Below are 26972 nucleotides of genomic sequence, written 5' to 3'. Positions count from 1 at the left end.
TCGAAAAAGAGGCCCCCTGATGGACGTCACCGTCGTTCACTTGCCCGAGAACGACCGATACGAGGTCCGGGTAGACGGCCAGACCGCCGGGTACTCCGAGTACATGGCCACCGAAGAGGTGACCGTGTTCACCCACACGGAGGTATCCGACAAGTTCGAGGGCATGGGGCTCGGCGGCAAGCTCCTGAAGGGCGCGCTGGACGACGTCCGCGCCTCGGGGCGCGGTGTCCTCCCGCTCTGCCCCTTCATGAAGGGCTGGATCGAGCGCCACCCGGAGTACCAGGACCTCCTCGTCGAGGACCCGCGCGGCGAGGCGGCCGGCTGACGGCCGACCTCACCGGCTCCGGTCCGCGGAGGGCGAGGACGGAGACGACCATGACCGAATCGAAAGCCAAGATCTACGAGGCCGAAGACGTCACGGTGACCTTCGACGCGCACCGCTGCCTGCACTCGGGCGAGTGTGTGCGCGGGCTGCCCGCCGTGTTCGACACCGGCCGCAAACCCTGGGTCGACGCGTCCGCGGCCTCGCCCGAGGAGATCGGCGAGGTCATCTCGCGCTGCCCCAGCGGCGCGCTGCACTACACCCCCAAGGGCAACGCCCCGGAGACACCGGTGCACCCGACCACCGTCACGGCGGTGCCCGGCGGCCCCTTCGTGCTGCTTGGCCACCTGGTGCTGCGCACCGCCGACGGCAAGCACACGCACGAAACCCGCGCGGCCCTGTGCCGCTGCGGTCACACCGGAAACCAGCCCTACTGCGACGGCAGCAACGACTGCCTCCTCCAGGGCAAGACCTGGACGTGAGCCGCACCTGAACGCGACCCGGGCCCGCCCGACCACCCCTGGACACGGGCCGTGTGCACGCCCGCCGCGGTCACGGCGCTAGCCTTCCACCATGGACGTGCCCTCGCTCCTCTTCATCTGCACCGGAAACGCCACCCGCTCGGTCCTGGCCGGGGTGCTGGCGGAACGGGAGCGCCCCGCGTGGCGGGTGCGCACCGCCGGGACGTTCGTGATCGAGGGGCAGCCGATCAGTTGGCGCACCCGCCGGGCCCTGGAGTCCCTGGGCCTCCAGGCCGACGCGCACCGCGGTACGCAGCTGACCGCCGACCACCTCGCGGCCGCCGACGTGGTGGTGGCGCTGGCCTGCGAGCACGTCGCGTACATACGCCGCAACCACCCCGAGGCGGCGGCGCGCACGACGACGCTGCACCGGCTCGTCGCCACGTTGCCGAAGGGCCCTGGGCCGCTGGCCGGGCGCGTCGCCGGCCTCGGCCTCGCCGGGGCCGAGATCGACCCGGCCTGGGAGGACGTCGAGGACCCCGGCGGCGGCGAGGTCGAGGACTACCTCGCGTGCGCGGCCGAGATCGACACCCTGATGCGCACCGCGCTCCCTCTCCTCGGCGACTGACCGGGCCCGGGGCCCGGCCCGGCAACCGGAACGGATCTTGCGGGCATAGCGGCAGGAAGCCGTCGCGGCGACCGCGGGAAACTGTCAAATGACCGTTCGGGACGCTACTTTCGGGCCTTTCCCCGCCCACGCCCGACGAGGTCCCCCTGTGACGCAACCTCCCCACGGACGCAATCCCTTCTCGCCGCGGACCCCGGCCGCCGGCGCCCTCGCGGCCGAAGCCCCCGCCGCCGAAACGCCCGCGGCCGAAGCGCCGGACGCGCTGCCCGCGTACTACGCCGAACTCGGCGGCGGGCCGGTCTGCGCCATCTGCGGCGCGTACCCCGCGGTCGAGGCGACGCTGCGCTCGCACGTCGGCCTCGTCCTCCTGATGTCGACGCACAAGGAGAAGGCCGTACGCTGCCGCGACTGCGGACTGGCCGCATTCCGCGACGCGCAGGAGCAGACCCTCAAGAAGGGCTGGTGGAGCGCGTGGTCGCTGCTGGTGGGGCCGCTCGTGCTGGTCACCAACCTGCGTGCCCGCGACCGGGCCCTGAAGCTGGACACACCGCGCCCCGGCGCCCCTCGCCCGCCGCTTTCGGCCGGACGCCCGCTGCACCGGCGCCCCTGGGCGGCGACCCTCGTCGTGGTCCCGCTGCTGCTCGTGGCAATGCTGCTGACCATCGCGCTCAGCTCCTCCGACGACGACGGCGACACCCGCGGCATATCCGAAGCGGTCGTCGGGGACTGCCTGCGCAACTTCGGGACCGAGTCCGCACCGCGCGTGTCGCCGGTCGACTGCGCAGACCCGGAGGCGGATTACACGCTCCTGGTACGCCTCGACGGCGCCACCTCCGCCGAGGGCTGTCCGTCCGTCGCGGTGGCGACGTACGCGTACCCCGGCCCCCAGCCGTTCGTGCTGTGCATGATCGAATCCGGCGGCATCATGTTCACCCCGGGCATGTCGCCCTGATGACACAGTGACGCAGTGACGCAGTGACGCAGTGACGCAGTGACGCAGTGGTGACGCGGCGGAGTGCGCCCTGACGGCTCCCCCGCGGGGCTTGCCCCGTAGGCTCGTCGTGTGGAAAGCCTGCGCGTCATCGAGTCCTGGCCGGTGCCGAACGCCGCGGCCGCCGTGGTCGGCGCCGACGGTGCCGTCCTCGGCACGCACGGCCCGACCGGCATGCGGTTCCAGCTGGCCTCGGTGACCAAGCCGCTGACCGCCTACGCGGTGCTGGTCGCGATCGAGGAGGGCGGCGTCGAACTCGACGAGCCCGCCGGGCCCGAGGGCGCCACCGTGCGGCACCTGCTCGCGCACACGGCCGGGTACGCGTTCGACCACGAGCGCGTCATGGCCCGGCCGGGCGACCGCCGCATCTACTCCAACGCGGGCTTCGAGGTGCTGGTCCGGCATGTCCAGGAGGCCTGCGGCATCCCGTTCCCGGTGTACCTGAACGAGGCGGTGTTCCGGCCGCTGGGCATGACCGACAGCAGCCTGGAGGGCTCCCCCGCGTCCGGCGGCGTGTCGACGGTGGACGACCTGGCCAGGTTCGCCGCCGAGCTGATGGCCCCCAAGCTGCTCGCGCCCGAGACCGTCGCCGCGGCGACGTCGGTGGCGTTCCCCGGCCTGGACGGCGTGGTCCCCGGGTACGGCCTCCAGCGACCCAACGACTGGGGCCTCGGCTTCGAGATCCGCGGCCACAAGTCCCCGCACTGGACCGGTGCCCGCAATTCACCGGCGACTTTCGGCCACTTCGGGCAGCGTGGCACGTTCCTGTTGGTCGATCCGCAGGCCGGCGCCGCAACCGTGTGCCTCGCCGACCGCGATTTCGGCACCTGGGCGATCGAGGCCTGGCCGCCGTTCAACGACGGGGTGCTCGCAGAACTGGCAGGCTGACCGGGGCCGACGCACCAACCGCGCGTCCGCCCGTACCGTCGGGCCGCCGGTGGATATACCGGAAGTGTCGCAACATCTGGAACGCGACACGCCAGAGAAACTGACAGGGCGTCAATTTCCGTGGCCGGAATTGACACTGTGTCCATTGCCCGAGTGGATCGCACACCGGAATCGTTCATGCCCAAGCGGAACAGGGTCCGCAACCGACCCTCTCGGCCCGCTCAGACGCACCGCCCGGTCCATCCCCTCGGTCCCACGCACCGCACGCACCCGGCACGTCACGCATCTCTCCCCGCGCTGCAGGGCGACCACACCCTCCAGGAGGTCCGCCGCATGAACTCCCGGGACATCAGATCCGGTTCCCCTTCCGACCTCGGCCCCGAGTTCGACGACGCACTCGACCGGATGTCCGCCCCGGTACGCGCGGCGGCCGTCCGCAACATCGTCTCCGGCCGCGGCGCCGCGGTCCGCGCCGCGATATCGCGGCGCACGATGCTGCGCGGAAGTGCCGCGGCAGGCCTGGCCGTTGCCGCCGGTGGCCTGCTCACCGCCTGTGGGGACGACAGCGGGAGCGGCGGCGGTTCCGACATCGTCTTCTCGAACTGGCCGCTCTACATCGACGTCGACGAGCAGGACGAGAACAAGCACCCCACGCTCGACGCGTTCACCGCGGAGACCGGCCTCAAGGTCAAGTACACCGAGGACATCAACGACAACAACGAGTTCTACGCGAAGATCGAGCCGCAGCTCGCGAAGGGCTCGGACACCAAGCGCGACCTGATCGTGCTGACCGACTGGCTGGCCTCCACGCTGGTGCGCCGCGGGTACGTGCAGAAGATGGACCCGGCCAACATGCCCACGGCGGTCAAGAACCTCGACCCGCGCTACAAGGGCAACTCATGGGACCCGAACCGGGAGTTCGCGTACCCGTGGACGCAGCTGTCCACCCTGATCGCGTACAACGAACAGGCGACCCGCGGCTTCGTCCCCGCCACCGTCGACGACCTGCTCACCAACCCGCAGCTGAAGGGCAAGGTCGCCCTGCTGACGGAGATGCGCGACACGGTGGGCATGGTGCTCCTGGGCATGGGCAAGCAGACCGAGTCGTTCACCGACGACGACTACAAGGCCGCCATCGACAAGATCCAGAAGGCGGTGGACAGCGGCCAGATCCGGCGCTTCACCGGCAACGACTACGCGCAGGAGCTGCAGGCCGGGGACATCGCCGCATGCCTCGCGTGGTCCGGCGACCTGATCCAGCTCCAGGCGGACACCCCGTCCGTGCGGTTCGCCGTGCCCGAGCACGGATACCCCATCGGCACCGACGAGTTGCTGATCCCGACGAAGGCCGCGCACAAGGCCAACGCCGAGAAGCTGATCGACTACTACTACCGCGTCGACGTCGCCGCGAAGCTGACCGCGTCCATCAACTACATCTCGCCGGTCGTCGGCGTCCGCGACGAACTGCTGAAGCTCGACCCGGAGATCGGCAAGAACGAGCTGGTGCTCCCGTCCGAGGCGATGGCCGCCAAGGCGCACACGTTCCGGGCCCTCACCGAGGACGAGGAGACGCGGTACGAAGAGGCCTTCGCCAAGGTCATCGGCGTCTGACGCAGCCGCCCATCGCCCGACCGAGGGCGGAGTCACCGGACTCCGCGGACGAGACCCCGCGGACGCGACCGCACGGAGGGGTCGCGCCGGGGGCTTCGCCCCTCGGCATGCCCCCGGCAACCAGGTAAGGATCAGCATGAAGGATCAGGGGCGCGACGCCGGCCGGGTCGAACTGACCGGCCTGAGCAAGCGGTTCGGCGGGTTCACCGCCGTACGGCCCATCGACCTGACCGTCCCGGAGGGGTCGTTCTTCGCCCTCCTCGGCGCGTCCGGGTGCGGCAAGACGACGACGCTGCGGATGGTCGCGGGCCTCGAACAGCCCACCTCGGGCCGGGTGGTCATCGGCGGCCAGGACGTCACCCGGCTTCCCCCGCACAAGCGGCCGGTCAACACGGTGTTCCAGAGCTACGCGCTGTTCCCGCACCTCACGGTCGCCGAGAACGTCGCGTTCGGGCTGCGCCGCAAGGGCCGCAAGGATATCGCCGGCCCGGTCAAGGACATGCTCGAACTGGTGCAGCTCGGCGAACTGGGCAGGCGCAAGCCGGCGCAGTTGTCCGGTGGCCAGCAGCAGCGGGTGGCGGTGGCACGGGCGCTGATCAACCACCCGCAGGTCTTGCTGCTCGACGAGCCGCTGGGCGCCCTGGATTTGAAGCTGCGCCGCCAGATGCAACTGGAGCTCAAGCGCATCCAGACCGAGGTCGGCATCACCTTCGTGCACGTGACGCACGACCAGGAAGAGGCCATGACCATGGCCGACACCATCGCCGTCATGAACGGCGGAATGATCGAGCAACTCGGCAGCCCCGCCGAGCTGTACGAGTCCCCGCGCACCGCCTTCGTCGCCAACTTCCTCGGCCAGTCCAACCTGCTGCCCGCCGAGGTCGCCGGCCGCAGCGGCGCCGACCTGCTGCTGGACGTACACGGCACCCGCATGACGCTGCCCGCCGACCGCAGCGCCGCCACCGGCGACAAGCTGGTGATGGGTATACGCCCCGAGAAGATCAGCATGGTCAAGGCCCTCCCCGAGGGCGTCGACGGCCTCAACCACCTGCGTGCCACGGTCACCGAGGCGGCATTCATCGGCGTCTCGACCGAGTACCGGGTGCGCACCGCCGGCGGGCACGAACTCGTGGTCTTCGCCCAGAACCGCGACGACGAGCGTCCCCGGGTGGGCGACGAGGTCGTCCTGCACTGGTCGCCCCGGCACGGCTTCGGCCTCGACGCCGCCCAGGACCTGGAAGCCGGGACCGGGGAGGACGCGCTGTGACGGCCCTGACCGAGGAGCCGGCGGCGCCGCCGGAGGCCCCGCCCCCGCCGTCACTGCTGATCCGCGCGGGACGCGAACTGCGGCGTACGCCCTACCTCCTGCTGCTGCCCGGCATCGCGTGGCTGGTGTTCTTCTTCCTCGTCCCGCTGTACTTCCAGGCGAAGATGTCGGTGTCGTCGGGGTCGCTGGAGAGCGGCTTCAGCGTGACGTGGGCGTGGGACACGTTCAGCGAGGCGTTCAAGGCGTACGACGAGCACTTCCTGCGCTCGGTCTACTACGCGGGCGTGGCCACGGTGCTGTGCCTCGTGCTGGCCTACCCCCTCGCGTACACGATCGCGTTCCGGGCCGGGCGGTGGCGCAACCTCCTGCTGGTCCTGGTGATCGCGCCGTTCTTCACCAGCTTCCTGGTGCGCACCCTGGCCTGGAAGACGATCCTGTCCGACAGCGGCACCGTCGTCGGCTTCCTCAACTGGGCGCACATCACCGACGCCACCGCGACGCTCGGGCTGACCGAGGGCGACCGTGTGCTCGCCACACCGCTCGCGGTGGTCACCGGACTCACGTACAACTTCCTGCCGTTCATGATCCTGCCGCTGTACGCGTCCCTCGACCGGATCGACCCGCGCCTGCACGAGGCCGCCCGCGACCTGTACGCGAGCCCGGCCGCGACCTTCCGCCGCGTCACCCTGCCGCTGTCCATGCCCGGCGTGGTGGGCGGCACGCTGCTCACCTTCATCCCGGCGTCCGGCGACTACATCAACGCGCAACTGCTGGGCACCACCCGGGAGACGATGATCGGCAACGTCATCCAGTCCGAGTACCTGCGCGTACGCGACTACCCCACCGCCGCCGCCCTGTCGTTCGTGCTCATGGCGGTCATCCTGGCGATCGTCACCGTCTACATCCGCCGCGCCGGAACGGAGGACCTGGTGTGAGCGAGCGAAGCCGACGAGTCAACCGGAGTATGTGTTTCGGGTACGCGGCCACCGGGCGCGGCGAGGTGGGGGCGTGAGCACCGTGGTGGGCTGGATCCGGCGCAACCTGGTCGTCCTGTGCGGCCTCGGCACGCTCGTCTACATGCTGGCGCCGAACGTCGTCGTGATGGTCTTCTCGTTCAACGATCCCGAGGGCCGCTACAACTACGAGTGGGCGCAGTTCTCCACCGAGGCGTGGAGCGACCCGTGCGGCGTGTCGGGCATGTGCGACTCGCTGACGCTCAGCTTCAAGATCGCCATCCTGGCGACGCTGTTGGCCACCGTTCTCGGCACCCTCGTGGCGTTCGCCCTCGCCCGCTACCGGTTCCGGGCGCGCGGCGTCGTCAACTCGCTGATCTTCCTGCCGATGGCGATGCCGGAGATCGTGATGGCCGCGTCGATCGCCATGCTGTTCCTGAGCATGGGCATGGACGCCGGCTTCACCACCATCCTCATCGCCCACGTCACCTTCTGCGTCAGCTTCGTGGTCACCGCCGTCAAGGCCCGCATCCTCGGCATGGACCCGGCGCTCGAAGAGGCCGCCCGGGACCTGTACGCATCGCCGGTCCAGGTCTTCCTGCGCGTCACGCTGCCGCTCGCCGCGCCCGGCATCGCCGCGGGCGCGATGCTCGCCTTCGCCCTGTCCTTCGACGACTTCATCATCACCAACTTCAACGCGGGCCCGGACACCGTCACGTTCCCGATGTTCGTCTGGGGTGCCGCGCAGCGCGGAACTCCCCCGCAGATCAACGTGATCGGCTCCGCCATGCTCCTCGCGGCGGTGGCCATCGTGGTGGCCGGCCAGATCGTCGGGCGGCGCAACCGCGCGAAGGTCTGACCGGCCGCGCGCCGGGACGCGGCCGTCGTCCGCGTTCCGGCTCCGGACACACGCACCGTCATGGGAATTCCGAACGACCCGAAGGGCTTTGCCATGCCCGAAAAAGGCCGTACTCCCGAGCCGTCCGACTCCACCGACACCCCGACTTCCGCGTCGGCCTCGGCCACCCTGCCTTACTCGTCGGCCGCGCCGTCCTCACCCGATCCGGCGCGCGACCGTGAGCTCGGCATGCACCGGCGCATCCAGCGCCGCGACTTCCTCAACGGCATGGCGGTCACCGCCGGGGCCCTCGCCGCCATGCAACTGCCGGGTATGACCGGCCAGGCCGCCGCCGACGCGCCGCGCCACGGCGGCGGACCGGGTTACGGGCACGGCGACGGGCAGGGCGGGCCGTACCCGCCCGGGCTCACCGGGTTGCGCGGCAGCCAGCCCGGTTCGTTCGAGACCGCCCACGAGGTACGGGACGGCACCTTCAAGCCCGGCCGCACGGTCCCCACCGGCGAGAAGTACGACCTGGTCGTGGTCGGCGGCGGCATCAGCGGCCTCGCCGCCGCGTGGTTCCACCGCGAACGCCACGGCCGGCAGGCGCGGATCCTCGTCCTCGACAACCACGACGACTTCGGCGGCCACGCGCGGCGCAACGAATTCACCGTCCGCGGCCGCAAACTGATCGGCTACGGCGGCACCCAGTCGCTCGACGGCCCGGCGACCTACAGCCCCGAGGCGAGCGGCCTGATCAAAGCGCTCGGGGTGGACACGCAGAAGTTCTACAAGGCGTACGACGGCGGCTTCGGCGAGCGCTGGGGCCTGGGCGACGCCACGTTCTTCAACCGCGAGGCCTTCGGCCGCGACGTGCTCGTCAAGGGCAGCGGGTTCGGCGACCCGGCCGCGTTCGCCGCCGGCACGCCGTTCTCCGAGGCCGGACGCGCCGACCTGGTGCGGCTGTTCTCCGACCCCGCGGATCCGTTGGCCGGGCTGACCGACGACGAGAAGAAGGCCAAGCTGATTCGTATCAGCTACGAGGCGTACCTGCGTGACGTACTGCGCGTGGGCGCCGAGGTCCGGCTGATGCTCCAGCGCGACACGCACGGCCTGTGGGGCGTCGGCATCGACGCGGTGTCCGCGCTCGACTGTTGGGCGACGTGGCAGCCGGGTTTCCAGGGGCTGAACCTGGCGCCGACGCCGTACCCGGGGCTGGGCAAGACGCCGCGGCACGCCATGGAGTCGGAGGAGCCGTACATCTTCCACTTCCCGGACGGCAACGCCTCGGTGGCCCGGCTGCTGGTGCGCAGCCTGGTGCCGGACGTGCTGCGCGGGCACACGATGGAGGACATCGTCACCGCCCGCGCGGACTACACGAAGCTCGACCGGTCCTCGAACCGGGTGCGGATCCGGCTCGGGTCGACCGCGGTGCACGTGGCGCACGACGGCCCGGTGCGCAGGCCGCGCGGCGTGACCGTGACGTACGCGCGGGGCGGGCGCACCTACTCGGTGAGCGCCGACGCCGTCGTGATGGCCTGCTGGAACACGATGGTGCCGTACCTGGTGCCCGAACTGCCGCCCGAGCAGAAGGCGGCCCTCGCCTACTGCGTCAAGGTCCCGCTCGTGTACACGAACGTCGTGCTGAACAACTGGCGCGCCTTCACCAAACTGGGCATCGAGGGAGCGCGGACGCCGGGCATGTACTGGGAGGGCTTCGGCCTGGACTTCCCGGTGTCGCTCGGCGACTACCGCTTCTCCAGGGACCCGTCCGAGCCGGTTGTCGTGCACGTGTCGAAGGCGCCGACCAAGCCCGGCCAGGGGCTTCCGGCGCGCACCCAGCACAAGGCCGGGCGGGCGGAGCTGTACCGGACCACCTTCGAGACGTACGAGCGCGAACTGCGCGAGATGCTGGGTCGCTCGTTGTCCGGCGGCGGCTTCGACCCGGCGCGGGACATCGCCGCGATCACCGTCAACCGGTGGCCGCACGGGTACGCGTACGAGTACTCGTCGCTGTGGGACCCGATCGGTCCGGACGAGGAGATGCCCTTCGGCATCGGCCGCCGGACGTACGGCCGCATCGCGATCGCCAACGCCGACTCGGCGGCCTTCGCCTACACCGACGCGGCCATCGACCAGGCGTACCGGGCGGTGCACTCGCTGCCGCGGCACTGAGCGGAGCCGGGCAGCGCGGGGCCGGCCGGGGGCGGTACGGGGGTGGTGCGGCGCGGGCGCAGGACCCCCGTTGGGGGACGTGTCATGCCGGTGCCAGGCGGCGTGCGCCACCTAGCGTGACGGGATGATCGTCTCGTTGCTCGCCGCGGTCGCGGCGGCCTTCTTCTACGGGGTCGCGACCGTCCTCCAGGCGCTCGGCAGCCGCCGCGTGCGGCAGACCGGGGGCGGCGGGCTCGACCCGCGACTGCTGGTCCGGGTGTTCCGGCAGTGGCCGTTCGTGGCCGGCACGCTGCTCGACCTCGCCGGGTTCGCCGCGCAGTTGGTGGCTCTCGCGGAACTCCCGGTCTTCGCGGTGGAGGCGGCGCAGGCCGCGAACCTCGCGGTGACCGCGGTGGTCGCGGTGCCGCTGCTCGGCGTCGTCCTCGGGCGGCGCGAGTGGGGGGCGATCTTCGCAGTGTGCGTCGGGCTCGCACTGCTGGGCCTGTCGGCGGGCCGCGAAGGGCCCGCCGAGACCGGCGACGGGTTCCGGTACGCGCTGCTCGGCTCGGTCGCGGTGATCGTCCTGCTCGGCGTGTGGGCGGCCCGGCGCACGGAGCCGTGGCGCTCGCGTCTGCTCGGGCTCACGGCCGGCTTCGGCTTCGGCCTGATCGCGCTCGCCGGACGCGTGCTCACCGACGTGGCGGTGCGCGACCTGTGGACGAACCCGGCGACGTGGGCGCTGGTGTTGGCCGCCGTCGTCACGATGCTGATCTACGCGACGGCGCTCCAGGGCGGCGCGGTCACCGCCGTCGCGGCGGCCCTGGTGGTGGGCGAGACGGTGCTGCCCGCCGCGGCGGGCATCATCTTCCTCGGCGACCACAGCCGGCCGGGGTTCGCGCCCGCCGCGGCGGCGGGGTTCGTGTGCGCGGTGGCCGGGGCGATGGCGCTGGCGAAGTTCGGCGAGGGCGGCGACCCCGATCCCGCCGACGGCGACAGCGGTCAGGCGAACGCGGCGGCCTGCTGACGGAACATCAGCGCGTAGCTGCCGTCGCGTCCCACGAGTTCGTCGTGCGTGCCGATGTCCTCGACCCCGCCGCCGTTCATCACGATGATCAGGTCGGCCATCCGGACCGACGAGAAGCGGTGGGCGACCAGCAGCACGGTGCCGCCGTTCTCGCGTACGCGCGCGGCGGCCCCGACGTACCGCTCGTACAACGCGTGCTCGGCGACCGGGTCGAGCGCGGCGGTCGGCTCGTCGAGCACCAGCAGCAGCGGCGCCGGGTGCATCATCGCGCGCGCCACAGCCAGCCTCTGCCACTGCCCGCCGGACAGTTCGGCCCCCTCGCGGTACGACCGGCCGAGCGCCGTTTCCAGGCCCTCCGGCCAACGCGCGAGCAGGGCCTCCGCGTCGGCGCGCCGCAGCGCCGCGGTGACGGCGGCGGGGTCGTCCATGCGCTCCGCCAGACCGGCCCCCACGCTGTGCTGAACGCTCGTCTCCAGCCGCAGGAAGTTCTGGAAGGTGCCGGATGTCCGGGCGCGCCACGCCGCGATGTCGAGGTCGGCGAGGTCGGTGCCGTCCACCGTGATGCGTCCGCCGTCCGGGCGGTGGAATCCGCAGAGCAGCTTCACCAGGGTCGTCTTGCCCGCACCGTTGACACCGACCACGGCGACGGTCCGCCCGGCCGGCAGGACGAGGTCGACGCCGTCCAGGGCGGGGCGTGCGGCCCCGGGGTAGCTGAAGCGCACGCCTTCGAGGCGGATTCCGGCGGTCAGTCCGTCGGGGACGGCGGCGGTCCCGGAGTACCGGGCATGCTCCTCGGCCGCGCGGTCGACGAGCCATGCGTACCGGTCGGCCATACGCAGCCCCGCACTCACCTGGCGCGTCGTGGTCGCCAACGCCGATACGTTGCCGCGCAGTTGCACGAGGACCTGGGCGACGAGGAGGACGTCGCCGGGCGTGGCGCGGCCGGCCCGGGCCTCGGCGACGACCAGGAGCAGCGCGCCCACGTACCCGGCCGCGACGACGAGCCATCCGGCAACCGCGGTTGCGGACGCGCGGACCGCTCCCCCGAGGCGGATGCGGGCGGCCCGGGCCCATGCCTCGTCCGCACGGCGGTCGAGTGCGTCCGCGCAGTCGAAGACGCGCATCTCCATCGCGGCGGTCGGGTGGGTGAACAGGCCGTGCAGGTGGTCTGCGGTACGCACGTGCTCGGCAGCGTCCAGCGCCGCACGTTCGACGTGTGCCTGCGCCCGCCCGGCGAGCAGGACCGACGGGACCGCCAGCAGCGGCGCCACGGCCAGGAGCGGGTGGACCCAGGCGAGCAGCGCGACGGCGATGAGGACGCGTACCGCCAGCGAGACGAGGTCGGCGATCGAGAAGGCGGCCCGGACCAGCGGGGCGCCGCCCTTGCGCAGCAGCGCGATCTGGTCGGCGTACTCAGAGTGTTCGAGGTGGTCGGTGCCGGGCATGTCGCCGGTGATGCGGACCGTCTCGGTGTTGATGCGCGCGCCGACGGTGGCGGCGAGCGAGTCGTGGGTGTTGCCGTAGACGCGCAGGCAGGCGCCGTTCACGCCGGCCGCGAGGGCCGCGATGCCGGCCGAAGTGAGGGCGTAGCCCCAGGCACCCTCGGCGGCGCCGTCGACCATGCCCTTGAGGGTGAGGCTGGTCGCGGCCCCGGCCAGGCTGACCAGCACGATCATCAGGGCGGCCGAGCGGAGGAGGCCGGGGCGGCCGTGTGTGACGGCTTCGCGCAGGATCCGCCGGCGCCTGCGCGTCGGGGCCGGCCGCACGGTGTCGCCGTCGGCTATGCCGCGCCAGGTGACGTTCATGTGCGGTCCTCCTCGCGCGCGGTGCGGGCGGCCGGGGCGGCTGTGTGGCGGGCCGCGGGACCCGGTGCGGGACCGACTGGGGGATCGGCTGGGGGACCGACTGGGGGATCGGCGGCCTCGCGGGCTTCGTCGCGGAAGCGTTCGGCCTGGAGTTCGTGGAGTTTGCGGTACATCCCACCGAGCGCCATGAGTTCCGGGTGGCTGCCGTCCTCGGCCACCCGGCCGTCGTGCACGACCACGATGCGGTCCGCCCGGCGGACCGTGGAAAAGCGGTGCGACACCACGATGTTGGTGAGGTCCTGGGCGGTTTCCATGAGGCGGTCGAACAACTCCGTCTCGGCGGTGACGTCGAGTGCGGCGGTCGGTTCGTCGAGGACGAGGATGCGGGCGCCCTCGCGCGCCGCGTAGAGCGCGCGGGCGAGGGCGACGCGCTGCCACTGCCCGCCCGAGAGGTCGCCGCCGCCCTTGTACGCGGGCGACAGCACGGTGTCCCATCCGTGCGGCAGCGCTTCGATGCGTTCGAGGAGGCCGACCGCGCGGGCCGCCTCGTGCAACGCGGCTTCCCGCAACGCGGCTTCGTTCGGCGTCGCCTCGTTCCGTGCCGACCCGGCCGCCGTGGTCCGGCCCAGCGCCGCCAGCCCGACGTTGTCCCGCGCGGACAGCTCCAGGCGTACGAAGTCCTGGAACACGACCGCGATCTGGTCCCGCCACAGTTCCGGCGGGACGGCGTTGACGTCGATCCCGTCGACGAGGATGCGGCCGCGCGTCGGTGCGAAGAACCCGCACATCAACTTGAGCAGCGTGGTCTTGCCGACGCCGTTCTCGCCGACGATCGCGACCGAGTCGCCGGCCGGGACGGTCAGGTCGAGGCCGCGCAGGACGTCGCGTTCGGTGCCGGGGTAGCGGAACCAGACGTCCTCGAAGACCACGGACGCGCCCGTTCCCGGGGAACGCACCGCCTCGGCGGCGGTCTGCCGGTGCCCCTCGGGGTGCCCCGTCGGCGCCGGGGCCCGCAGCAGCCCGTCGACCACGCGCAGCGCGTCGAGTTGGCGCAGCGCCGCCGCGATGTAGACCGCCTCGAACCCCATGACTCCCATGGATGAAAGCCCCAGCACACCGCCCAGCGTCGTCGCGAGCCGTGCGGGCGTGAGGTCACCGTCGAGCGCCGAGATGGTCATGAGGACGAAGGGCACCCCCGCGCCGACCGAGGAGAGGATGAATACCGCCCAGTGGCTGGCCAGCGCCGACTGCGTCAAGCGGCGCATGACGTCCGCGTGTGCGTCCGCGTGTCGGCCGAACTCCCGGGTGGCCCAAGGCCCGAAGCCGAACACGCGGGACTCCTGCGCGCCGGCTGCGCCGCCCGCCACCTGCTCCCAGTAGTCGGCGCCGCGCTTGGCGGCGTTCATCTTGGGGAGTTCGCGGACGACCTTGGTGTACTGCCGGACCAGGACGGCGCGTTGCACCAGCATGCAGGCGAGGACGAAGAGCGCGAGCCACGGCGAGTACAGCGCGACCAGGGCGGTGGCCGCGGCAGCCCCGAAGAAGCGGGCGAGCAGCCACAGTTGGCCCTCGACACCGGTACCCAGGTTGATCGACCCGGTGTCGACGGCCGGCATTCCGGCGGCGTCCCGCATCGTCTGGTCCTCGACGTGGGCGATACCCGCGGGCGAGGAGAGCGCCCGGCGTACGCGTGCCCGCACCGCGCCGTTGACGCGCAACGCGGCCCAGTCGCGGAACGCCTGCAGCAGATCCGGCGCGACGAGGTCCAGGACCAGGGCCACGGCCACCAGTACGAGCGGTGCGGTGAGCCCGGTGAGGCTCGCGTCGTCGCGCACGATGACGGTGGCGCGGGCGACCAGCCAGCCGATCGCCCCGGCCGTGACCGCGGGCAGCAAGCTCACCACAAGCATCAAGGCCGCCAGGCCCGCGATCACGCGCGGGCCCAGCGGCCGCAGAAGTGCCAGCAAATAGAACCGATCGCGCACGTGTCCCCCGTCGCGTCCCGTCGATCTCGGTAACGCGCAAGTTGGCAGAGATCGGCGGGTGTTGCAAGCAAGTTGGCGGGCGCGGAACCACTTGACCGTTCCTTTGACGGAAAGCGCGACGGCCCCGTCACCGTGAGGTGCGTGGCCTGTCCCGGCACCGGACCGGACGGGTCGCGAGGACGGCTCCCGCGCCGCCGGGCGGCTCAGTCCTCCGGCTCGATCAGGGCGTACTCCAACTCGCCGACAGCGTGCGCGAATTCGCCCGGTGTGAAGATCGCGCCCTCGTAGACGAAGGCGGGTTCTATCGCGGTCTCGACGTCGCCGCCGGCGGTGGTGTCCACCACGACGACGGCCCATCCGATGACCGGGCAGAGCACCGAGTCGGCACCAGGCCTGGTCAACTCGAGGTCCCAGCCCGGCTCGGCGGGAGTGAGGTTGACGACGCTGCGGCGGGTGTAGCGCATGGCGGAGGCTCCTCGGGCTGCGGGGGCGCACGAGCGGTGACGCTGTGTCGGGTGTCGGGTGTCGGCACAGCCTATGGTGCGCAAGTGACAGGCGTGCGACGCGGTGCGATGTGATCGTCCCGCCGACGCATCGTCGGGGACGATCGGGGCACGATGGTGGGGAGGTGCGCCCGAAGGGCACCCGGAATGCGCGGCGCCGCCACGTCGTTCCACAGCTCGTCGGGAATCCATCAGGATGATCCACACAGGACGGACACGCAGGACGGAGAGGCACATGGCCACGGTCGAACTGACCAAGGAGAACTTCGACGAGGTCGTCGCGGGCGACGGACTGACCGTGATCGATTTCTGGGCGGCTTGGTGCGGACCGTGCCGGCAGTTCGCCCCGACGTTCGAGAAGGTCTCCGAGAACGAGCCCGAGGTCGTCTTCGCGAAGGTGGACACCGAGGCGCAGCCCGAGCTGGCGGCCGCGTTCTCGATCAGCTCGATCCCCACGATCATGCTGGTCCGGGACAACGTGATGGTGTACTCGCAGCCGGGCGCGCTGCCCGAGACCGCGCTCGTCGACCTCATCTCGCAGGCCAAAGGCCTGGACATGGACGAGGTCAAGCGCAAGGTCGCGGAGGCGCAGACCGAGCAGGCGAAGGCCACCGGGCAGTCGGTCAACGGGGACCACGCGGGCGAGGCCTGACCCCGCAGACCCGCGGGGAGCGGCCCGCGCCCGTACCCGCGCAGGCACCGCGTACGCGAATCGGCGAGTGATCCCTTTGCACTCGGCGGCCGGCGGAGGTGTACTGGAGGGAACGGGAGAAGTCCGCAAGAGACAGACGCGGAGTAGCGGTCCTTGTTGGCCGTGCACCGCGCAATCAGGGTCCGCGAGAAGTGGACGGGGCTTCTCCCGCTCAACTCGTCCGAGATCCCCTGGTCCGCCCTCCGGGAACGGCCAGGCGCCGGCGAAGCAGATGGCCCGGCACCCACAGGGTGCCGGGCCTTCGCCGTGTCCGGGCGGCGGCGATGCGGGTGCAGGCATCTTCACTAAACGGGCATATACGGCAAAACGGTACTACGTTGAAAGGGAATGGAGGCCAAACGGCCTGCCGAACAAGGCTGGGCACACCCGGCCACAGCTTGGGAGCACGCCATGGCACGCACGAAAAGCGGGTTCAACGCCTGGTCCGGATGGGTGGCGTTCGCGGCGTTCACGCTGCTGACGCTCGGCATCCTCAACCTGATGATGGGTCTGACCGCGCTGTTCCGCGACGGCTACTTCGTGACCAATTCCGGCGACCTCCTGGTGTGGAGCTACACCACGTGGGGCGTCATCATGCTGTGCTTCGCCGCGCTGCAACTCGCGGTGGGCATGGGCCTACTGACGGGCGCGAGTTGGGCCCGGTACATCGCCGTCGGCCTGGCGATGCTGAACATCATCGGCCAGATCGGCTTCCTCGACGCGCACCCGGTGTGGTCCAGCATCGTCATCGCGCTGGACATCGTGGTCCTGTACGCGCTGACCGCGCGCTGGAACGACGCCCAGGGCCTCGGCCAACCCACGTCGATGACGGAGGAGGCCGAGTGGCGGGCCGGTGACACGGCAGGCCGGCACGCGGCCGGCGCGCCGCAGCAGTCCCCGCGCGGCGGTGGGGCGGACGGCAGCCAGATGGGTCCCTCGTAGCGCCCAGCCGAGCAGTCGCGGTGGCCCCGCCCCTCCCCCGGGGCGGGGCCACCTGCGTTTCGGCGCCGGAATCCCTGACCGGCGCCGTCGTCCGTACGGCCGCTCGCGGGTCGGCCTCAGGCGCCGGGGCGCGTTATGTAGTGCGGCTGGACGACGCCGGCCGGCAGCACCGTGTCGGCCGCCTCCAACGGGTGCTCCGCACCGAAGACGGTCCGCTCGACGACGGTCACCAGCGCGCTTCGGGCGACGTTGAGCAGGCGGGCCTCGTCGGTCGTGACGCCGCGCGGGACCAGGTCCTCGTTGACCCGGATCGCCGGGAGTCCGATCGCGGCGAAGCGGGCGAGCACCCCCTTACCCGCGTGCGGACCCTCCTCGGGGAAGACGATCGGGGTGCCGCCCGTGAGGTGCAGCGGCTCCCAGCTGGTGATCAGCGCGTACGGGCGGCCGCCCGACGTGCATTCGTACGTGGTCCTCATGACGTCCGCACCGATGTCGACCGCCAGGCGCTGCGCGACGTGGCGGTCCGCGGTCACGGTCGTCGTCTCGTGGGTGTACGCGGTCGCCCGCCCGTCCTCGAACGCCGGTGCCACCGAGCCGCCGCCCGGCTGCATGACGCGTGTGACGGCCCGCCGCGTGAGCCCGGTGAAGTACACGCCCGCTCCCATGCGGCCCTCGACGATCCCCTCCACCGCGAGTTCCCGCAGGGCGACCTCGGCGACCGCGAGGTCGCACCCGCCTTCCCGGGCCAGTTCCTCGGGCGGCGGGAGAGCGGAACCGGGCTTCCACTCCCCGGCCAGAATGCGCTGCCGGATCCGGTCCGCGAATTGCCGGTACTGCGCAAGATCGGCTGCTGCCATGCGAGTTCCCCCCATCACCTACCACTGACAGGCGGGCCAGGGTACTCACGCCCACGAAGCGTCACAAGGTCCACACCACTCCCCCGCGTCCCGCCCGCCCCGGGGTTCGTTCACCCGAACGACGTACCTAGTTGAAATTTCAACGAAAGCGAGGTACTGTCCTGGGGTCAGGTTGAACGTTCAACAATCACGGACAGGATTCAGTCATGGGCCTCTTCTCCCGCACCCCCAAGTCGTCCCCGGCCACCTCGGCCGACTCCGCAGTCGCGGTCGCCACCGGCCCCGACCTGGCGCACCTGACCGGCAACTACGTCATCGACACGACGCACAGCACGATCGGCTTCTCGGTGCGCCACGCGATGGTCACCAACGTGCGCGGCGCCTTCACCGAGTACGAGGGCCTTCTGCACCTCGACGGCGCCGACCCGGCCGCGTCCAGCGCCGCCATCACCATCAAGGTCGCGAGCATCGACACCAACCAGGCGCAGCGCGACGAGCACCTGCGCACCGGCGACTTCTTCGCCGTCGAGGCGCACCCGGAGATCACCTTCCGCAGCACCTCGGCACAGCGCCTCGGCGACGACAGCTACCGCATGACCGGGGACCTGACGATCAAGGGCACCACGCGCCCGGTCGTCCTGGACCTGGAGTACACCGGCACGGCGACCGACGCGTACGGCATCGACCGCGTGGGCTTCGAGGGCGGCACGACGATCGACCGCACCGACTGGGGCCTGTCGTACAACGCCGCGCTGGAGACCGGCGGCGTGCTGATCGGCGAGAAGGTCAAGCTGAGCTTCGACATCTCCGCCGTGAAGGCCGCCTGAGCCCGCCTTCACCTCGGGGGGCCGCCGCGGCGCGGCCCCGCGGCGTCAGAGGCCGAAGTCGGCGCGCGCGATGCCGAGCGCGACGCACGCCTCGCGGACGACCGCTCGCTCCGTCGGGTCGAAGCGGCCGTCCGCACCGCCGATGACGATGCCGATCTGGACGACCGCGCGTGCCTCGTCCGGATCGGCCTTGACGGCGGCGATGTCCTTCACGACCCGCGCCTTGCCGGAGCGGGTGTCCGTCCGCAGCACGTCGATGTAGTCGTGGAAGCGGCGCTGCAGGTCGTTCTTGTCGAAGCCGCGCAGCGCCTCGTTGTCGACGATCAACTGCGCGACCCGGCGGGTCTCGGCCGGGTCGATGGTCCCGTCCGCGGCGGCCACCAGCGCGCACATGGCCATGCTCGCGTCGCGGAACGCCTCGCTGGTCAGGCTGTCCTTCCGTGCCGTCAACTGCGCCTGCATCTGCTGCACGGACTGCTTGAGCTTGTCCCAGAGGGGCATGGCGTCTCTCCCGAGGTCTTCCGTGTCGCCGGTGCCGCGCGCCGACGAACCGGGGCGCATCCGGTGCCACGACGTTAGACGAACACGGCGATCAGGACGTGAGTACGGCGCCGTACCGGACCAGAAGCGCGCCGATGCCGTCGAGGACGCCCTTCAGGCCCGCCTCGAACTGCCGGTCCAGCTCCAGTTGGAAGGGCCTCGGCTTGCGGAACGCCGAGGAAAGGCGCGGCAGGTCGGCGAGCAGCTCCGGGTTCACGTGGCTGCCCTCGCGATCCCACCACTGCTGGGCGGTGACCCCGGTCTTCCGGGTCAGCTCGACGTCGTTGACGTGGATGAGCGCGATGCCCTGGGTGAACGCGACCACGATCAGCAGCAGCCGCAATTGCTCCTCGGGCGGCACCGCGAGGCCGTCGAACGCGGCCAGCGCGCGTTCGCCGTCCAGTGCCGCGTTCCGCGTCCAGCGCATGCGCGAACCGACCATCGCGTGCTGCAGGATCCACGGGTGCCGGCGGTAGAGTCCCCAGTCGCGCCGCGCGGTGTACTCGAGCCCGGCCCGCCAACCCGCCGGGACCGGATCGGGCTGCGGCTCCTCGCCCATCGCAGACTCGACCATCAGGTCGACGAGTTCGTCGCGCCCGCCGACGTGGCGGTACAGGGACATCGTGCCCGCGCCGAGGTACGCCGCGAGGCGCCGCATGTGCAGGTTCTCCAGCCCCTCGTCGTCGGCGAGGGCGATGGCGGCCGCGACGATGCGCTCGGTCGACAGGTGGGGGCCGCCGCCCTCCGCGTGGTCGGGAGGATCGACCGGCACCGGACGCCCGCCGCCCGGTGCGCGCCGGGTCTGCGGTGCCGGCGCCCGGCCTGCCGTGGCCTTGCGCGCGCGGTACGCCTTCGCCCGGCACGAGCGCGAGCAGTAGTCGCGGGGGCGGCCCCGGCCGCCGTCGTCGGCGATCGCCTCCCCGCACCACGCGCAAACAGCCATTGCCGACCCTTCTTTTCGTCACGCTCGACTTCGTGTCGAAATTCTACCGGGCAGAGCTTCGAGCGTGACGAAATATTCCATCAAGACCGCGTAAATAATGCATTGAGACTTCTTCCGGGCCATGCGTATCGTGTACGCGGCACTGCGTACGACGTACCCGAGGAGTTTCGATGGCAACGCCGGATCCGCCCGAGCAGGTGCACGGCAAGGCGGGCACCAAGGAGTGGATCGGCCTCGCCGTCCTCGTCCTCCCCTGCATGCTCGTGTCGATGGACATGTCGGTGCTGTTCATGGCGCTGCCGTTCCTGAGCTCGGACCTGGACCCGAGCAGCTCCGAACTCCTGTGGATCATGGACGCCTACGGCTTCCTGCTCGCCGGGCTCCTCATCACCATGGGCACGCTCGGCGACCGCATAGGCCGCCGCAAGCTGCTGCTGATGGGCGCGGTCGGGTTCGGCGTCGCCTCCGCGCTCGCCGCGTACGCCACCAGCCCCGCGGGCCTGATCGCCGCCCGCGCGCTGCTCGGCGTCGCCGGCGCGACGCTCGCGCCCTCGACGCTCTCCCTGATCCGCAACATGTTCCACGATCCCGCCCAGCGCACGACCGCCATCGGCATCTGGACGGCCGGGTTCGCCGGCGGCGGCGTCCTCGGGCCGGTGATCGGCGGCGTGCTCCTCGAACACTTCTGGTGGGGCTCGGTCTTCCTGATCAACGTGCCGGTGATGCTGCTGCTCCTGGTGCTCGGCCCGCTGCTGCTCCCGGAGTTCCGCGACCCGCGGCCCGGCCGCTTCGACTTCCCCGGCGCGGCGCTCTCGCTGGTGTCGGTCGTGGCCGTCGTCTACGGCATCAAGAAGATCGCCGAGGACGGCTTCTCCTGGACGTACCTCGGCATCAGCCTCGCGGGCCTCCTCGTAGGCGCCGCGTTCCTACGCCGCCAACGGGTGATCGACCACCCGATGATCGACGTCGGCCTGTTCCGCTCCCGCACGTTCAGCGTGTCGCTGGCCACGAACTGGCTGATGATGCTGGGCCTGGTCGGCTTCGGGCTGTTCTCCTCACAGTTCGGCCAACTGGTTCTCGGCATGGGCCCGTTGGAGGCGGCGCTGTGGTCGCTGCCCACCTTCGTCGTGATGCCGGTCGGCATCGCGATCGGCACGGCGCTCGCGCCGCGCATCGGCAAGCCCAACGTCATCGTGCTGGGCCTCGTGGTCGCCGCGGTGGGCTACGCCGTCCTGGCCCGCATCCAGGCCGATTCCAGTATCTGGGGCCTGCTGGTCCCGAACATGATCACCGCGCTCGGCATCGGCACGGTGTTCGCCCTGGTCACCGACCTGATCCTGGGCTCCGCGCCGCCCGAGCGCGCGGGTTCGGCGTCCGCGATGTCGGAGACCGCGGCGGAGTTCGGCGGGGCGCTCGGCATCGCCGTCCTCGGCAGCATCGGCACCGCGATCTACCGGGGCGACCTCCAAGACCACGCACCGGCCGGCGTCGGCGAACACCAACTGGAGTCCGCACGCGACACGTTGGGCGGCGCGGTCGAGACCGCCGCGACGCTGCCGCCGGGGCCCGCCAGGGAGCTGCTGGACGCCGCGTTCGAGGCGTTCGCAAAGGAGATGCGCGTCATCGCGCTGGTCGCCGTGGTCCTGATGGCGGTCACCGCCGTCCTCGTCGCGGCACTGCTCAAGCGGCAGGACGGCGAGGCGCACGTGGAGTCGCGGCAGTCCGCCGGGCCGGAATCCGACGGGCCGGCCGCGCAGTCCGGGGACCTGGACGACCGCCCCCCGACCGGCCGCGAACCGGAGTCGGCGAGCGCGCCCCTCTAGGCTGGCGTCCATGGGTGCTGGTGATCGTTCCGGGTCGCGGCGGGGGTTCTCGGGGAATCTGGAGCGCTTCCTCCTCGTGGCGCTCGCCGCGTCGCTCGCCATCAGCGCCGTGCAGTACGCGGTGCAGTACTCGAACCAGTCGCCGCCGTGGTGGCAGGTCCTCGCCGAGTGGGTGCTCATCCTCAGCGCGTGCGCCGTGCTGTGGTTCGGGCAGCGCTTCCCGGTCGCGGCCTGCACGTACGTGCTGGTCGCCACCGGGGCGCACTTCGTCTTCGGTGCGGTCGACGTGGCGCTGATGATGGCCCTGCTCATGGTCGCGCTGTACGCCGTCGCGGCCCGGGGGCGGCTCGCCGCGGCGACGGTCCTGGGCGCCGCCACCGTCGCCGGGGTCGGCGTGGGCACCCTCGGCGGCAACGAAGAGATCACCCTGGCTGCGCTGTTCATGCTGGCCGGCTGGGTGGTCGCGGTCATCGCACTCGGCGCCTCCAGCAACACGCGCCGGGCGTACCGCCAGGAGGCCGAGGCCCGGCTCGCGACCGCGCAGCGCGGGCGCGAGGAGGAGGCCCTGCGCCGCGCGACCGAGGAACGCCTGCGCATCGCCCGCGAGTTGCACGACCTCATCGGGCACAACATCTCGCTCATCAACGTGCAGGCCGGGGCCGCGCTGCACCGGCTGAAGAAGGATCCCGCACAGGTCGAGGAGGCGCTCGGCGCCATCAAGACGGCAAGCCGCGAGACGCTCCGCGAACTGCGCACGACCCTCGGGGTGCTGCGGCAGGTCGACGAGGACGCGCCCACCGCGCCGGCGGCCGGGCTCGCACGCCGGGCCGACCTCGTGGCGTACGCCGAACTCGCCGGGCTGGACGTGCGCTCCGAGACCGAGGGCCAGCCCCGCGAACTCCCGGTCGAAGTGGACCTCGCGGCCTTCCGCATCATGCAGGAGTCGTTGACCAACGTGACCCGGCACGCCGCCGCCGCATCCGTCGTACTGCGCGTCGTGTACGGCGTGACCGGGGTGCGCGTCGAGGTGGCGGACGACGGGGCAGGCTCCCCTCGCCGTGCCAAGGAGCCCGCGGGAGAGGGATCCGGCAACGGCATCCGCGGCATGCGCGAGCGCGCCCGGGCGCTCGGCGGCGAACTGACCGCGGGCCCCCTTCCCGGCGGAGGCTTCCGGGTACGCGCGTACCTTCCCTACGAGGCAGAGGAGATCTCCGGATGATCCGGGTGCTGCTGGCCGACGACCAGCGTTTGGTACGGGCCGGGTTCCGCTCGATCCTGGAGGACGAGGACGACGTCACGATCGTCGGCGAGGCCTCCGACGGCGAGCAGGCCGTCGCGCTGGCCCGCGAACACCGGCCCGACGTGCTGCTGATGGACATCCGGATGCCCGGCGTCGACGGGCTGGAGGCCGCCCGCCGCATCGCCGCCGACCCGGCGCTCGCCGACGTGCGGGTGGTCATCCTCACGACGTTCGACCTCGACGACTACATCTACGGCGCGTTGCGCGCGGGCGCGACGGGCTTCCTGGTGAAGGACACCGAGCCCGAGGAGCTGATCCAGGCGGTGCGCGTCGCGGCCCGCGGCGACGCGCTGATCAGCCCGTCGATCACCCGGCGCCTGATCGCCGAGTTCGCGGGGCGCGTCAAGCAGCCGGAGCCGAACCCGCGCCTCAACGGCCTCACCGAGCGGGAGCGCGAGGTCATGGAGCTGGTGGCCGGCGGGCTGACCAACGACGAGATCGCGGCGCGCCTCGTGCTGTCCCCGGCGACCGCGAAGACGCACGTCAGCCGGATCATGACGAAGTTGTCGGTGCGGGACCGCTCGCAGTTGGTGGTGCTGGCGTACGAGTCGGGCATGGTCAGCCCGGGCTGGCTGAGCTGACGCCGACTCCCGCGGTACGCCCGGCCAGGGCGGGCCGCGTCGGCCGTGCCCGGACCGCAACCGTGGGGGTACGCGCCCGCGCCGAACCGCAACCCGTGGGGTACGCCGGGTGTCCGCCCCAGGCCGACGCCCGGCCCCGAGCCGTCACCCCACGCTGTGGGACATGACGCAGACACAAGGCACCAGCATCCGTCCCCCGGCGGACCCACCCCGCCGAAGCAGCGTGTTCGCCCGGCTCGCCGGCTGGTCGCAGCGCCGCCGCTGGGCTGCGCTCGCCGTCTGGCTGCTCGTCGTGGTGGCGACCGCGGTGGGCGCGCAGGCCGTCGGCAGCGCGTGGAAGAACGACTTCTCGCTGCCGGGCACCGAGTCGCAGGAGGTCACCGATCTCCTGGAGAAGCACGGCGCGGTGCAGGCGGGCGACACCGTCGAGATCGTCTTCAAGTCGGACCGCGGGGTCGCCGCCGACCGCGACGCGGTGACGAAGGTCGCCGACGCGGTGCGCGTCTCGCCCGGAGTCGCCGACGTCCGCACGCCGTTCGACGACCCGTCCGCGGTCTCCGGGGACGGCCGCATCGGGTTCGCGACCGTGACCCTGACGGGGCTCTCCACGGATGTCCCCGCGGAGGACATCCGCACGATCATCGACATCGCGCAGAACGCCGAGACCGACACGCTGCAGGTCGAGGTCGGCGGGGGCGCCGTGCGCGAGGCCCAGGAGGAGTCCGGCGGCGCCGCCGAGGGCGCGGGCATGCTCGCCGCGCTGGTGATCCTGGTCCTGCTGTTCGGCTCGGTGCTGGCCGCCGCACTCCCCCTGATCACCGCGCTGTTCGCGGTGGGCGGCGCGATCGGCGTCATCACGATGGCGTCGCACGTTTTCACGGTGGCCGACTTCACGCCGCCGATCATGATGCTGGTCGGCCTCGGTGTCGGGGTGGACTACGCGCTGCTGATCTTCTACCGCTTCCGCCACGAACTGCTGCGCGGCGCCGAGCCGGCCGACGCGACGCGCACCGCATTGGACGCCGCCGGACGCACGGTCTTCTTCGCGGGCTGCACGGTCATCATCGCGCTGCTCGGCCTGGTGACCCTCGGCCTGGGCTCGCTCCAGGGCGTCGCCCTCTCGGTCGCGCTGACCGTGCTGGTGACGATGGCCGCGTCGTTGACCCTGCTGCCCGCGCTGCTCGCGGTGTTCGGCAAGCGCCTGCGCCGCAACGTGATGAAGAAGGTCGCCAAGGCCGAGCGCAAGGGCAAGGCGGAGGGCGCGGGTTGGCGCCGCATGGCCGCCGGGGTGCAGCGGCGTCCGTTCGCCGCGCTGCTGGTCGCGGTGGTCGCGCTGCTGGCGCTGTGCGCGCCGGCGCTGGACATGCGGCTCGGGTTCGCGGACGCGGGCAACGACGCGGAGAGCACCACGAGCCGGCAGGCGTACGACCTGATGGCGGAGGGCTTCGGCCCGGGCTTCAACGGTCCACTCGTGGTGGTCGCCGAGGGCGGCGCCGAGACGGGCGTGGAACTGCGGCGTACCCTCGACGAGTTCCCCGGCGTCGCGGCGGCGACCCCGCCGATGCCCTCGCGGGACGGCGTGCTGGGCACGGTGCTGGCGTTCCCCGACAGCGCCCCGCAGGACGAGGCGACCGAGGACCTGGTCCGGGCGCTGCGCGACGGCGGGCTCGACGCGTTCGAGACCCGGACCGGCGCCGCGGTGTACGTCGGCGGCGCGACGGCCGCCGAGGTGGACTTCTCCGAGACCGTCGCCGACCGCCTGCCGCTGTTCGTGGCGGTCGTGGTGGGCCTGTCCTCGCTGCTGCTGCTCCTGGTGTTCCGCTCGGTGCTCATCCCGCTCAAGGCCGCGGTACTGAACCTGCTGAGCATCGGCGCCTCGATGGGCGTCATGACGCTGGTGTTCCAGCACGGCTGGTTCGGTGTGCAGCCCGGTCCGATCGAGGCGTTCCTGCCGGTCATGATCTTCGCGATCGTGTTCGGACTGTCCATGGACTACGAGGTGTTCCTGCTGTCGCGCATCCACGAGGAGTGGGAGCGTACGAAGGACTCCGCGCACGCGGTCCGCGAGGGCCTGGCCACGACCGGCCGCGTCATCACCGCGGCGGCGGCGATCATGATCGTGGTGTTCGGCGCCTTCCTGCTGAGCCCGGACCGCATGATGCAGCAGTTCGGCCTGGGCCTCGCGGTGGCGATCCTGCTGGACGCGCTGGTGATCCGGTGCCTGATCGTGCCTGCCGTGATGCAGCTGCTGGGCGACCGGGCGTGGTGGCTGCCCAAGGCCCTGGCGAAGTGCCTTCCCCGCGTGGCGCTGGAGGGTTCGCCGCGGGAGCCGGCGGCACCGGTCCGCGGCTGACGCGGAACCGGCTCCCGACGCACGACGCGGCGAGGCCCGCCCCCTTGGTCGCAGGGGGCGGGCCTCGCCGCTTTGCCGGGTCTTCCCGCGTTGCGTGTGCTCGGCGCGTGCTCGGCTCAGCGCGGCGCGCGCTGGTCCATGCCGCCGTTCGACCCGGCGTCGGGGACGTCCAGCAGCCCGGTCTCGACGCCGCCGACGCCCCAGCCGTACGCGAGCTTGTGCACTTCGAGCACGAAGAACGAGTCGGTGGAGACCACTCCGTCGATCAGGTGCATCCGGCGGTTCAGCAGGTCGGTGAAGTGGTCGGTGTCCCGGCAGATCACCTCGACCATGATGTCGTACTGCCCGGCGGTCATGACGACGTACGAGGTCTCCGGCAGTTCGCGCAGCGCGCGGCACACCTCGTGGGCGCTGCCGGGCCGCACGCGCATGCCGATCATGGCGAGCCGGTCGAAGCCGATCGTCAGCGGATTGGCGATGCCGACGATCTGCAACACCCCGGTGTCCTCCAGGCGTTGCACGCGGTAGCGCACGGACGAGGCCGGGATGCCGAGGTCTTCGGCGATCTGGCTGTACGCGCGCCGGCCGTCCGCCTGGAGGATGGCGATGATGCGCCGGTCGATGTCGTCGAGCGGTCCTGCGGTCATGCGGGTGCTCCGGGGCTCTCGCGGTGTCTGGTCCTGGT

At 71.7% G+C, this 26972-nt stretch carries 25 protein-coding genes; 18 read left to right on the top strand and 7 right to left on the bottom strand.

The genetic code is table 11. The features are described 5' to 3' along the window. Nucleotides 1–19 precede the first annotated feature (19 nt). From ACWD12_RS15715 to ACWD12_RS15665, 11 genes are all read left to right on the top strand, one after another. On the top strand, nt 20–325 hold the full coding sequence (locus tag ACWD12_RS15715) for a GNAT family N-acetyltransferase (protein ID WP_358364712.1): 306 nt from the start codon (nt 20–22) through the stop codon (nt 323–325). A gap of 50 nt (nt 326–375) precedes the next feature. Next, on the top strand, nt 376–804 hold the full coding sequence (locus tag ACWD12_RS15710) for a (4Fe-4S)-binding protein (protein WP_450099976.1): 429 nt from the start codon (nt 376–378) through the stop codon (nt 802–804). A gap of 91 nt (nt 805–895) precedes the next feature. Beyond that, complete coding sequence (locus ACWD12_RS15705; RefSeq protein ID WP_358364718.1) at nt 896–1411, top strand: arsenate reductase/protein-tyrosine-phosphatase family protein; 516 nt, start codon at nt 896–898, stop codon at nt 1409–1411. A gap of 148 nt (nt 1412–1559) precedes the next feature. Then, on the top strand, nt 1560–2363 hold the full coding sequence (locus tag ACWD12_RS15700) for an LppU/SCO3897 family protein (protein ID WP_450099975.1): 804 nt from the start codon (nt 1560–1562) through the stop codon (nt 2361–2363). A gap of 111 nt (nt 2364–2474) precedes the next feature. Then, complete coding sequence (locus tag ACWD12_RS15695; RefSeq protein ID WP_358364724.1) at nt 2475–3290, top strand: serine hydrolase domain-containing protein; 816 nt, start codon at nt 2475–2477, stop codon at nt 3288–3290. Nucleotides 3291–3695: 405 nt separating this feature from the next. Beyond that, nucleotides 3696–4901, top strand: coding sequence for an extracellular solute-binding protein (locus ACWD12_RS15690; protein WP_435839229.1), 1206 nt, complete (start codon nt 3696–3698; stop codon nt 4899–4901). A gap of 136 nt (nt 4902–5037) precedes the next feature. Continuing rightward, a complete protein-coding gene (locus tag ACWD12_RS15685; protein WP_450099974.1) occupies nt 5038–6168 on the top strand; it encodes an ABC transporter ATP-binding protein in 1131 nt (376 codons plus the stop codon). Continuing rightward, nucleotides 6165–7103 (top strand): ABC transporter permease, encoded by a 939-nt coding sequence (locus ACWD12_RS15680; RefSeq protein ID WP_450099973.1) that lies wholly within the window; start codon nt 6165–6167, stop codon nt 7101–7103. The genes ACWD12_RS15685 and ACWD12_RS15680 overlap by 4 nt, the downstream gene beginning before the upstream one ends. A gap of 73 nt (nt 7104–7176) precedes the next feature. Continuing rightward, on the top strand, nt 7177–7980 hold the full coding sequence (locus tag ACWD12_RS15675) for an ABC transporter permease (protein ID WP_358348273.1): 804 nt from the start codon (nt 7177–7179) through the stop codon (nt 7978–7980). Between the two features lie 93 nt (nt 7981–8073). After that, nucleotides 8074–10134 carry an NAD(P)-binding protein gene (locus tag ACWD12_RS15670; protein ID WP_450099972.1) on the top strand — a complete coding sequence of 687 codons (2061 nt, stop codon included), beginning with the start codon at nt 8074–8076 and terminating at the stop codon, nt 10132–10134. Nucleotides 10135–10258: 124 nt separating this feature from the next. Next, a complete protein-coding gene (locus tag ACWD12_RS15665) occupies nt 10259–11137 on the top strand; it encodes a hypothetical protein (protein ID WP_450099971.1) in 879 nt (292 codons plus the stop codon). Here the strand turns inward: ACWD12_RS15665 and ACWD12_RS15660 are convergent. From ACWD12_RS15660 to ACWD12_RS15650, 3 genes are all read right to left on the bottom strand, one after another. Beyond that, nucleotides 11113–12942, bottom strand: coding sequence for an ABC transporter ATP-binding protein (locus ACWD12_RS15660; protein WP_450099970.1), 1830 nt, complete (start codon nt 12940–12942; stop codon nt 11113–11115). The genes ACWD12_RS15665 and ACWD12_RS15660 overlap by 25 nt on opposite strands. After that, a complete protein-coding gene (locus ACWD12_RS15655) occupies nt 12939–14927 on the bottom strand; it encodes an ABC transporter ATP-binding protein (RefSeq protein WP_450099969.1) in 1989 nt (662 codons plus the stop codon). The genes ACWD12_RS15660 and ACWD12_RS15655 overlap by 4 nt, the downstream gene beginning before the upstream one ends. A gap of 203 nt (nt 14928–15130) precedes the next feature. Continuing rightward, nucleotides 15131–15391, bottom strand: coding sequence for a hypothetical protein (locus tag ACWD12_RS15650; RefSeq protein WP_450099968.1), 261 nt, complete (start codon nt 15389–15391; stop codon nt 15131–15133). A 235-nt stretch (nt 15392–15626) separates the two neighbouring features. Between ACWD12_RS15650 and trxA the strand changes: the two genes are divergently transcribed. Further along, nucleotides 15627–16082, top strand: a complete 456-nt coding sequence (trxA, locus tag ACWD12_RS15645; protein WP_358348257.1) for a thioredoxin — start codon at nt 15627–15629, stop codon at nt 16080–16082. A 450-nt stretch (nt 16083–16532) separates the two neighbouring features. After that, nucleotides 16533–17063, top strand: a complete 531-nt coding sequence (locus ACWD12_RS15640; protein ID WP_450099967.1) for a DUF7144 family membrane protein — start codon at nt 16533–16535, stop codon at nt 17061–17063. A gap of 116 nt (nt 17064–17179) precedes the next feature. Here ACWD12_RS15640 and ACWD12_RS15635 read toward each other — a convergent pair whose 3' ends face one another. Continuing rightward, complete coding sequence (locus tag ACWD12_RS15635) at nt 17180–17920, bottom strand: GntR family transcriptional regulator (protein WP_450099966.1); 741 nt, start codon at nt 17918–17920, stop codon at nt 17180–17182. Nucleotides 17921–18126: 206 nt separating this feature from the next. Between ACWD12_RS15635 and ACWD12_RS15630 the strand changes: the two genes are divergently transcribed. After that, the gene (locus ACWD12_RS15630) at nt 18127–18747 is read left to right on the top strand and encodes a YceI family protein (RefSeq protein ID WP_358348248.1); all 621 of its coding nucleotides are present in this window, start codon (nt 18127–18129) and stop codon (nt 18745–18747) included. 45 nt (nt 18748–18792) lie between these two features. Here ACWD12_RS15630 and ACWD12_RS15625 read toward each other — a convergent pair whose 3' ends face one another. After that, the gene (locus tag ACWD12_RS15625; protein ID WP_450099965.1) at nt 18793–19248 is read right to left on the bottom strand and encodes a tellurite resistance TerB family protein; all 456 of its coding nucleotides are present in this window, start codon (nt 19246–19248) and stop codon (nt 18793–18795) included. A 91-nt stretch (nt 19249–19339) separates the two neighbouring features. Next, nucleotides 19340–20230, bottom strand: a complete 891-nt coding sequence (locus ACWD12_RS15620) for a TetR/AcrR family transcriptional regulator C-terminal domain-containing protein (protein ID WP_450099964.1) — start codon at nt 20228–20230, stop codon at nt 19340–19342. A gap of 170 nt (nt 20231–20400) precedes the next feature. Between ACWD12_RS15620 and ACWD12_RS15615 the strand changes: the two genes are divergently transcribed. The 4 genes from ACWD12_RS15615 to ACWD12_RS15600 all read left to right on the top strand — a co-directional run bounded on the left by ACWD12_RS15615 (nt 20401) and on the right by ACWD12_RS15600 (nt 26287). Beyond that, a complete protein-coding gene (locus ACWD12_RS15615; protein ID WP_450099963.1) occupies nt 20401–22053 on the top strand; it encodes an MFS transporter in 1653 nt (550 codons plus the stop codon). A gap of 10 nt (nt 22054–22063) precedes the next feature. Continuing rightward, nucleotides 22064–23272 (top strand): sensor histidine kinase, encoded by a 1209-nt coding sequence (locus ACWD12_RS15610; RefSeq protein ID WP_450099962.1) that lies wholly within the window; start codon nt 22064–22066, stop codon nt 23270–23272. Beyond that, complete coding sequence (locus ACWD12_RS15605; protein ID WP_450099961.1) at nt 23269–23934, top strand: response regulator; 666 nt, start codon at nt 23269–23271, stop codon at nt 23932–23934. Before ACWD12_RS15610 ends, ACWD12_RS15605 begins: the two co-directional genes overlap by 4 nt. 163 nt (nt 23935–24097) lie before the next feature. After that, complete coding sequence (locus ACWD12_RS15600; protein WP_450099960.1) at nt 24098–26287, top strand: MMPL family transporter; 2190 nt, start codon at nt 24098–24100, stop codon at nt 26285–26287. 116 nt (nt 26288–26403) lie between these two features. On the opposite strand, the gene ACWD12_RS15595 is transcribed toward ACWD12_RS15600, so the two are convergent. Continuing rightward, nucleotides 26404–26934, bottom strand: coding sequence for an Lrp/AsnC family transcriptional regulator (locus tag ACWD12_RS15595; RefSeq protein WP_358348229.1), 531 nt, complete (start codon nt 26932–26934; stop codon nt 26404–26406). Nucleotides 26935–26972: the final 38 nt, after the last annotated feature.

This window comes from Streptodolium elevatio (assembly GCF_053592165.1).
This window is presented reverse-complemented; position numbering and strand designations above follow the sequence as displayed.